Raw genomic sequence first — 8,772 nt, forward strand, 5'->3', positions numbered from 1 at the left:
GCGCGTCGCGCATCGGGCGGGTTTCGAAGTGGACCAGCCGTTCGAGTGACCGGTGGTGCATGGCTCAGACGAGCGGCAGAAAGTGGCCGACTACTGCCTGTCGGCAAGTGGTCACCCCGGAAAATCCGCGAAGAACGATCTTTTTTGGCCCGACGGTGCGAGAAATGCACGGATTGGAGTCGGCCCTGCCAGCTAGATAAGGGACGGTTGATCGCCCGCTTCGGGGGCGAGCGCGGTTCGTCCGCGCGGCGGAAGCGGGTACGGTTCCGCGTGCAAGGCGTCGGCCGGCAGCAATCGCAGGAACGATCTGGCTTCGTCCGTACTCCTGCACGAAAGCCAGTCAATGTGATCGGATTGCGGGAGCACGACGACAGCGCGCTTTTCCGCTCCGGGTTTGTGAAACCGCGTCATTAACGGATGCTCGTCGGCGTTGAGCGTAAGCATCGTCATGCTCATGGCTTGCGTGCCGTCCGGGTTTTCCCACGTGCGCCATAGGCCCGCTATGGCACACGACACCTGATCGGCCAGACCGATCCGCCAGCGCACGGGCTTGCCGGTTTCATATGATGGCTTCCCCGGCGACACCCGCCCGTCTTTGCGTTGGCAACAGTTCGGGCCGTGAGTGCGGATGTGTGGGCGCCAGGCACAAGAGCACTCAAGCAATGACGCTATGGAGGATAGCGCGCTGGCGCGCGTCTCGAAACAGGGTCGAGGTTATTTCAAGCCGCATGCCCTTTGACGACGTGCGCTCCGCGGAGGCCTCGAGAAAGTATCGGACATTACGCCTGATCGCTTCCATATCGATTCCATAGATGTTGTAGCAGCATCTTCTGCCAGGCGGGAGTGACGCGCGCGATTTACAGGTTCCACATGGTCTCATGTATGGATTGGGCGCTGTCTCTCGCAGTGAAAAACCTCTCCCTTTAATATTTTCATTTGATGGGGCATTGTCTGGCTTGATGAACGTATAAACACGATCTGGAATCGATTCCGGGTAGAAGAGGACACCGAAGCAAAAACGTGCCGAAGTGAATATATCCTGAAGATCGAAGCCTCTGAACGGGCGCGTCACGATCGTGCCGCCATATTCGAAGTACAGTTCTTCCCTGAAATGTATTGCGAACGCGCCTGAAGCGGCCACGATCTGATTACGCTCCAAAAACAGAAAGATGGCGCCAAGATCGACGGCATTGGCAACTTCACGCGCGCTGCGCCGAAGGATATTAGGATCGCTTTCCCGTTCGTAGAACGCAACAATGCCTGGAATGTCGCTGTGTTCTGCGCGTCGCAATGTGATGTCCATCATATGCGCTTTGTTGCGCCCTCCGCAATGTAATATTGGATCAGCCTTGGAACAGGGCACACACGTCTTCAGTTGACTAAAGGCGACGTCTCGCGAGCGGGTTCGAAATATAGCGAACCGCGAAATCGGAAAGCGGTGAGCAAGGTAACAGGCAAAGACTCGACAGCGCGAGCGTGCCTATCTTCTTCTTATAGCTCCAGAACGGATTGGCGACTATCGAGCGCAAATAACCATGCGACTGCCGGCTGACCCATCCCCAGCGCTTCGCGAACGAAGCCTGATAAACAGCAGAGCAAAAATACGCTTTCTCGAGTGAGAAGTCGTGAAACGATGGCGGAAGCTCTATGCCGAGCCGCGAGCGCGCCATCTGCCGAAGGATCGACCAACGCTTGGTCAGCGCCTTGGGCGCCTTGTCGGTGCTGTACGAATTGGCGAAATCGATTCCTGTGTTTTCGGTCCGATGCACGCGGTATGCACCTAACGATTTCGGGATCGTCGCGATTGCTCCCAACAATGCGACCCCGTAGATCGCGTAGAAGTCTGCGCCGTAGCGATTACTGCTTGCTTCCGGCACGGGAAAGATTTTCTTTAATGCGCTGGTCCGGTAGGCGTTGCCTGACGCTGGCGGCGACGGATAGAGCCAACCCCGGCGCAGCAGGCTACCGCAGTCGACTGGCGCGGCGGAGTGAGGTACGTATGTACCCGAGGGCTTCCCGGCTGAATCCACAACGTCGAGACGGAACTGAACCTTGACGGAGTCGCCGGCCTCGAATGCTTGCATGACCTCGGACACCGCACCCTTGTACAGTAGATCGTCGGAATCGAGCAGGATCACGAATTCCGTGTCGATCATATTGACTGCATCGTTATATGCGGAGACCTGGCCGCCGTTCTCCTTATAGAGCGCCTGGATGCGGCCGGCATAACTTTCTGCGATTTCGCGTGAGCCGTCCGTCGATCCGTCGTCGATCACCAGAACACGCGTTTCCGGGTAGTCCTGAGAAAGAGATGAGTCAATTGCGTCGGCCAGAAAGCGACCGTGGTTGTAATTGCAGATCACGATTGTGATTTTTTGCATGGCGCTTCACCACTGTCGTTACCGCTAATGGAGAGTTCGCGAAAAACATCGGCAGGAAACTACGGTGCCCCGGGCGAAGTTGCTCGCAAGGAAGGCCTTATCGACAGGTAAGCGTCTGGTATCAGGCTTCCCCACTCGTAGTCGATCCTGTCCGGCATGAATGGCAGAACGCCCGCACCCGGCGTGAAAGTAAGTTCACCAAAATAAATCTGGTTATTGGGCGAATACAGGTCAACGCGGACATAGTCGAAGTCCGCCGAGAGCTTGATCCCAGCGTCCACGATCGCGTCGAGATTGTCCGGGCGAGGCGGCGGGTTTTCACTGGGTTTGTATTCGCCAATGACTACGTCCAGATGGTTCCAGTTGACGTCGTACAGATCGCCGCGCGTATCAGCGCCGAATCTGTCCGAGATGACGAGAATGTAGATGACCAGCCGGCCTGATTTGGCACCAAAGCACTGCAGCTTATAGTCGGGGGGAACGTTGCCGCTCTCATCGAGCAGCAGTTGCTCGAAGAAGATACGCGGCTTGATGGGGCGATAGTGCTTTTCCCGACCGATCTTGTAGAAGTCGAGGGACATCCAATGGTTCGCGAGATCCCGCAATTCCTCGAATGAGGTTGCCGATTTGTTTCTGACCACTTTGACATAAGTGCTGCCGTGATTCGCCTTCATCACGAACGAGTCCGGCAACGCATCGAATACCTCTTTCGTGAAGGTCTCGGGGGCGGCAAGCAACGGTATAAGATGGCTCTCGCCAAGCTTTCTCGCAACATAGTCCCTGACCGTAAGCTTGTCGGTCAACTCCGTGAGCCACGGATCCGGCCGCAGGCTTTTCTGCAGAATTTTCTCGTTGAATGTTGTCGGACGAAGCAGGTTCGGATAACGGCCAATGTACTTGTGATGCAACAGGCTCAAGAACAATGGCGCAGGCAGCATCGACTTGGCCGCGTCTTTCAGCTTGCGCAGAGTTGGGTTGGTCGTCGTCATGGTTCCCATCCCGTCAGATAGTCTTGCCGTATGTGAGGCCAGGCCAGCCTTCCAGGTACGTCACTGCGGAGGTTAGCGCACAGAGTCCGTCGTGATTGACGGCGTCGCTAAAGGAAGGTACTTTGGCCCATTTTCGCGAAAACGGCGGCTTCTGCAGGGCTCTTTCGGGATGAAAAGGGTCTGGAGCCTTCTCAACGGCCAGAGATGGAAACTGCGTCCGCAAGATGGCTGGCGTGCGCGGCGATTCGTTCAGCAGCGAATTCAGCCCGCACCGGTCTGCCGTGAGGATATCCCTGCGCATGCGGGTACGCCCGCCGTCAGCAACGACGCGATCCAGAACCAGGTCTACCGATCGAACGAGATCGTCGCCGGTCAGTTGCTCGTAGCGCTTCACCGCAGGGCTAACGTAGTGTTCGCACCTGTGCCATCGCAGTCGAGCGCGACGGTCCCTAGCAGGTCCAGAAGTGCCGCTAGGCGTTGCCGGTCCTGAGCGGTAATTCCCGGCCGGACAAGCACGCCTTCAACCTCCGATACGCAGTAATCCCGGCGGATAACCCGCGGACGGCGCACAGGGTGTTCACCGCAGCTTCCGGCTGTCCTATTTCGTTACGCACGACACCCATTTGCCTCTCCGCAATCCCGAACTGAAATCCGACCTGCTGAGACACCTCTCTCATGCGGTCGCCTGCAAATTCCGACAACGCCCGTCCCCGCTCTACCTGGGCGTTACAACGAGCCATATGACCAGAACAACACCCGTCAGCGCTGCGAGCAACCAACAGGCGCAACGTCGGCACTTTTTGGTGAGGTCTGCACCAGGGAAAACACCAGATGCGCACTCGCCCATAGGCTGCTGGCTGAGCCCTACGTCTCTCTTCATAAGAAACTGCATATACCCTTTGCATGCGGCGAGCATGCAAGGCGGCCGATCATCTGCGGCCCGGGGACGCAGTGCGGCCAGGAACGGACGTCGAGGTACCAGCTTGGGATCGCTCCGAAGCGGACTTTCGCGAACTGTTTCGCGTAGCTTGCGCGCACCGAAGAGGTCACAGGAACCTCGAGTGCGGGGAACGTGAACCCCGCGGAGTTCGGTTAGCCCCGATTTGATTCACGCGTCGCGCTGATCAGGTTCGGCGCGACGTGGGCCCTTCAAGCGCGCACGACCCAAGCAATCGCCCGGCAACGACGACGGCAATGCCGGCAGCGCGTTCGCGCTGAACATCGCCACGCGGCGCGGGCGCGCGAGGTCGCGCGCGTCGATTCACGCTTTCGGCTTAATGTTCTGGTTGACTCGCAACAGGTTATTGGGATCGTACTTCGCCTTGATCGAGGCAAGGCGCGTGTAGTTCTCGCCGTAGCTTAGTTCTACTCGGTTCTCGGCCTCGTCGGCGTCCAGGAAGTTGACGTAGGCGCCCTCCAGATTGAACGGGTGGATAGCCCCCCAGTAGGCACGGCCCCAGGCCTTAAGCGCCTCGGCGTCCTGGGGATCCGGGCTGATCGCGGCAATTACCATCGAAAAAGACGCGTCCCGCGCGCTCCACGGCGTGGCATCCTTGGCGACCCGCCGAACGGCGCCGTCTATGGGGTAAAGGTGCATGAGGCAGAAGGGGGACGGTGCCTTGAGCGCGTTGGCGATGTGCACGTCGATCGCCTCGTCAGGCAGCGCCTTGACAAAGTCGCCCTTCCAGTACCACTGCAAGCCTTTAGGGAAGAACGGGTCGAACAGACTGTTGATGGCGGTCCACGGCATCTCGCCCATCCAGTTGAACAGCGGGGCGGGCAGTTTCTCGAGCAGCGAGCCCATGAGCTTCTGACCCTCTGCGATCGGCCCGTTGAAAGCGCCGATCAGAGCACAGGCGCGTTTGTTCCAGTGCTCCTTAGGGAAGGGATCGGTTGGAGGCACGGTTTTCAGGCCGACAAATAGACCAAGCTCTTCGGGGGCGTCTGGGATGAAGTCGCGATACAGCGCCATAACTTGCCTGGCTTCCTTGGCGTCCCAGAAGATCGGACCGGCGAACACCATTTTGGCCCGGTGGGCCTGAAAGAGAAAACTTGTGACCACGCCGAAGTTACCGCCGCCACCGCGCACCGCCCAGAAGAGGTCAACGTGCTTGTCCTTGTTAGCTGTGACGAAAGAGCCGTCGGCCAGCACTACATCCACCTCTAGCAAATTGTCGACCGTGAGGCCGTGCTTGCGCGTGAGGTAGCCGGTTCCTCCGCCCAAGGTCAGACCTGCGACCCCCGTGCTGCCGACGATGCCGAGTGGTACGGCGAGGCCAAAGGCGTGGGTCGCGTGATCGAGATCCGCTGCAGTGCAGCCTGGATCGACACGCACGGTGCGGCTCTCTGGGTCAACGCGCACGCTGCGCATCTGCGACAGGTCGATGACCAGCCCACCGTCGCAACTGCCCAAACCGGGGCCGTTGTGTCCGCCTCCGCGGATTGCGAGAAGCAGTTTGTTATCTCGCGCGTAGTTGACCGCCGCTATGACATCGGCGGCGTCGGTGCAGCGAGCGATCACCTTGGGCCGCTTATCGATCATGCCGTTGTACAGCGCTCGCGCCTCGTCGTAGTCCTTGTCTGACGGACCGATCAGCCTCCCGCGAAATTCCTGAATCGCAAACTCGTCCATGACGCTGCCTCTTTAAAGAGTTAATCCATCGCTCGCCCGCGCGACGACGCGCTGCCGTACCAAGAAGCCTCGCGCCGAACTGTCGACAAGAACGACATCGGGCGCGTGGGATCAATCGGCATCTACGCACCTATCCGGTAGCCGGTCGCGAGCTTAGCCTCGCACCTCACTTGATGAAAAGCATAGTGCTCCGACGCAATTGCCGGAAGGAACTTCCGATTGACGACACTGACAGCAAGACGAGCGAGCAACCAGTCGAATGAAACCCGACCAATCGGCGGCCGCTCTTGAGTCCAGGAGAAAAAAGGGGCGCGTCCAACCGGAGACTTGACCGGCCAGACGGCATTGAAGCGTCCGACGCAGCTTCAAATGGCCATTTGAATGGCCGCTACCGGGAATTCCGAAGGTCTCTTTCGGGTCGACATGCGCCCGATGCGTCCGGCAGCATGCGGCCGAGGGTGCGTCAAAACTCAAATTCACTAGGTTTTAGTGGGTCGCTTTGCCCCTCCCGAGGTGCCGCGAGGCCGGTATAGGTCGTTTTGACAAGCCGTTTTTTGCGGTGCGCCGAAGCGACGTGCGTTTTGACACAGTCTGGGCCATCTCCAGCAGTTCGCCTGCACGCCCAGACGGACGCTCATGCGTCAGCTTCATCCAGACAGCGGATCTTCGCCCGCCGATTACAGGCGTCGTGTCATCGGTCATAACAGCCGCTCGTGGCAGCAAGACGATGTCGGCGAATGATGTTGCCGTTCGACGCGTTGACGGGCCGCTTTATGGGTCGGCGGTCGGTCTCGACCTTCACAGTCGGCGAGGAGCAGACAACCCAATGCATTCTTGCGCAGCGCGAACGCGCTCCTTGAAGCCCCCAAGCTTCAAGGAGCGCTACCGGCGAGGATCGTGCAGCAACCTCCACGCCGGCAGCGGTTCATACGTCCTCAATGCGTAGTGATGACATGAATCCCGCCATTCGGGAAAGCCGCGACCCCTGGCTGGAAGGGCACGTACACCTGACCCGAGGCGCCATCCACCGCGACCGAATGTACACCGTTGCCGACCGCCAGCTTGTCGATGAGTGTGCGCGTCGACGCGTCGACTGTGCCGAGTATCGGCGTGAAGCCGGAGGCGGCCGCGATGCCGGTCGCGGTCTCATGACGAGCCGGGAGAAAATAGCGGTTCGACACTGCGTCGTACGCGACCTGATCGACTCCGCCGAATGGAATGCTCGCAAGCGCGGCGCCCGTCGTCCGATCGAGGATCAACGTGATAAGCGGCTTCCCGGCGGCCGGATCGCAGCCCACCAGCATGTCGTTGTTCGGACCGAGTTCGAGTCCTGTTGGCCCGCATGCGCCAAGCGGGAATACTTTGCTCACCGCGGGTGCGCCTGCGACCACCGTATTCGCGGCAATCACGTTCACCTCACCTGCCGGATTGGTAGGCGTGCCGTCGTTGTTGACGATGAAGCTCTTCGACTTCGAGTCGTACACGCATGCCTCGAGGCCGGACGACGTCGTGAACCTATACGTCGCGACGATCGAGTTTGTCTTCGTCGAAATGAAAGTCGCAATCGGGGGCGTCTCCCCCGGACTCGAAAACATCACCAGGTTGTCGTCCGGGTCGTAGCAGCCTTCGTCGACGCGGTGCGGGGCCGTGTTGAGTGGTGGGACTGCGATGGTGCTGACGACTTTCTGCTGGGCGACGTCTATGACCTTGATCGAGTTGACATCGCCGGCATAGAGGATGTTTGTGCCGGGGATGCCGACGAGTCCATCAGGGCCGGCCACATCGGTGTTCGCATTAAAGCCGGTGAAGGCGGTGGGGCCACTGCCCTTGATCTGCGCGATGAGCGTGTTGCTCTTCGTGTCGACCACGTCGACCGCCGCGTTGTTGCGGTCGGCAAGATAGTATTTGCCACTATCGGCGTAGCTGATGTCGAAACTGAACGGCGGGGTGGCTGAATTGGGTACCGAGATGGCAGTCTTGATGGTCGGCGAAGTGGAGGTGACTTCCGAGCCTCCCCCGCACGCGGTGAGCAGAACGGACGCGCCAAGCGCTAACGCGAACCCAAGCTGTCTTTTCATTGTTGTCTCCGGAATAGGTCCGCATGTTCGGTCAGGAACGGGGACCATTTTTGGTTGCAAGGTTGCGAGACCACGCCATGAGTGGACGAAGCCTCCGCATGCACAATAGGACGAGCAACGCGTAAAGTCGAAGACGTAATTTTGCTGCGCGCAACAAAGCATGCCGTCTGGCGTATCAGGCGGACTATTTCATTGCAAATTCAACCAGTTATGCGATTCCTTCGAGTTAGTAGACTCAGAAGTTACTTTTTATTTGCAATGAGCTAACGTCAAGAGTGGTGTATGGGCAACTTGAAGGCAGGCGCTTTCAGGCGGCGAGTTTCTGCTGAACCCGTTGATCGTCTTTCACCTGTTCGCCGTCCTTGAAGGCAATGCCCTCCAGCAGCAGCTTGATCTGTGCAGGGCCGTTGATACGGCGCCAGGTTTTCTCGGCTTCCTCGATCAGCTTGAATGCCAGACCCAGGAAGGTCGCTCGCGACACGCAGTTGCGCGTACGCGTGGTGCGGTGGCGCACGGTCGCGAACGTCGACTCGATCGCATTTGTCGTGCGCAGATGCTGCCAGTGTTCCGCCGGGTAATCGTAAAAGGCCAACAGGCTTTCCCGGTCCTTCTTCAACGTTTCGGTGGCTTTCGGATACTTCGCCGCGTAGACCGTCACGAAACGATCGAAGGCGGCGTATGCGTCAGCGCGC

8 protein-coding genes are annotated in these 8,772 nt (G+C 58.9%); all 8 read right to left on the reverse strand.

Annotated features, from left to right (window positions below):
- Positions 1 to 192 precede the first annotated feature (192 nt).
- Positions 193 to 585: an SOS response-associated peptidase family protein gene (locus F6X42_RS34750; RefSeq protein ID WP_312892971.1), complete on the reverse strand. Its 393-nt coding sequence runs from the start codon at positions 583 to 585 to the stop codon at positions 193 to 195.
- A 70-nt stretch (positions 586 to 655) separates the two neighbouring features.
- Complete coding sequence (locus F6X42_RS34755; protein WP_187638486.1) at positions 656 to 1,306, reverse strand: hypothetical protein; 651 nt, start codon at positions 1,304 to 1,306, stop codon at positions 656 to 658.
- A gap of 73 nt (positions 1,307 to 1,379) precedes the next feature.
- Positions 1,380 to 2,381 (reverse strand): glycosyltransferase family 2 protein, encoded by a 1,002-nt coding sequence (locus F6X42_RS34760; protein WP_187638487.1) that lies wholly within the window; start codon positions 2,379 to 2,381, stop codon positions 1,380 to 1,382.
- A 59-nt stretch (positions 2,382 to 2,440) separates the two neighbouring features.
- On the reverse strand, positions 2,441 to 3,379 hold the full coding sequence (locus F6X42_RS34765; protein ID WP_187638488.1) for an ATP-grasp fold amidoligase family protein: 939 nt from the start codon (positions 3,377 to 3,379) through the stop codon (positions 2,441 to 2,443).
- Between the two features lie 4 nt (positions 3,380 to 3,383).
- A complete protein-coding gene (locus F6X42_RS34770) occupies positions 3,384 to 3,764 on the reverse strand; it encodes a hypothetical protein (protein ID WP_187638489.1) in 381 nt (126 codons plus the stop codon).
- An 867-nt stretch (positions 3,765 to 4,631) separates the two neighbouring features.
- The gene (locus tag F6X42_RS34775) at positions 4,632 to 6,002 is read right to left on the reverse strand and encodes an FAD-binding oxidoreductase (protein WP_187638490.1); all 1,371 of its coding nucleotides are present in this window, start codon (positions 6,000 to 6,002) and stop codon (positions 4,632 to 4,634) included.
- A 935-nt stretch (positions 6,003 to 6,937) separates the two neighbouring features.
- Positions 6,938 to 8,080, reverse strand: a complete 1,143-nt coding sequence (locus F6X42_RS34780) for a YncE family protein (protein ID WP_187638491.1) — start codon at positions 8,078 to 8,080, stop codon at positions 6,938 to 6,940.
- Between the two features lie 307 nt (positions 8,081 to 8,387).
- Positions 8,388 to 8,772 (reverse strand): transposase (locus F6X42_RS34785; RefSeq protein ID WP_187638492.1); only part of this gene is annotated, 385 nt, incomplete at its 5' end.

Origin of the sequence: Paraburkholderia podalyriae (assembly GCF_014397785.1) — a bacterium.
Classification (GTDB): Bacteria; Pseudomonadota; Gammaproteobacteria; order Burkholderiales; family Burkholderiaceae; genus Paraburkholderia; species Paraburkholderia podalyriae.

Excerpts from the sequence above, each read along its gene's own strand:
- F6X42_RS34755 (WP_187638486.1), bottom strand. The coding sequence starts at position 1,306 with ATGATGGACATCACATTGCGACGCGCAGAACACAGCGACATTCCAGGC.
- F6X42_RS34760 (WP_187638487.1), bottom strand. The coding sequence starts at position 2,381 with ATGCAAAAAATCACAATCGTGATCTGCAATTACAACCACGGTCGCTTT.
- F6X42_RS34765 (WP_187638488.1), bottom strand. The coding sequence starts at position 3,379 with ATGGGAACCATGACGACGACCAACCCAACTCTGCGCAAGCTGAAAGAC.
- F6X42_RS34775 (WP_187638490.1), bottom strand. The coding sequence starts at position 6,002 with ATGGACGAGTTTGCGATTCAGGAATTTCGCGGGAGGCTGATCGGTCCG.
- F6X42_RS34780 (WP_187638491.1), bottom strand. The coding sequence starts at position 8,080 with ATGAAAAGACAGCTTGGGTTCGCGTTAGCGCTTGGCGCGTCCGTTCTG.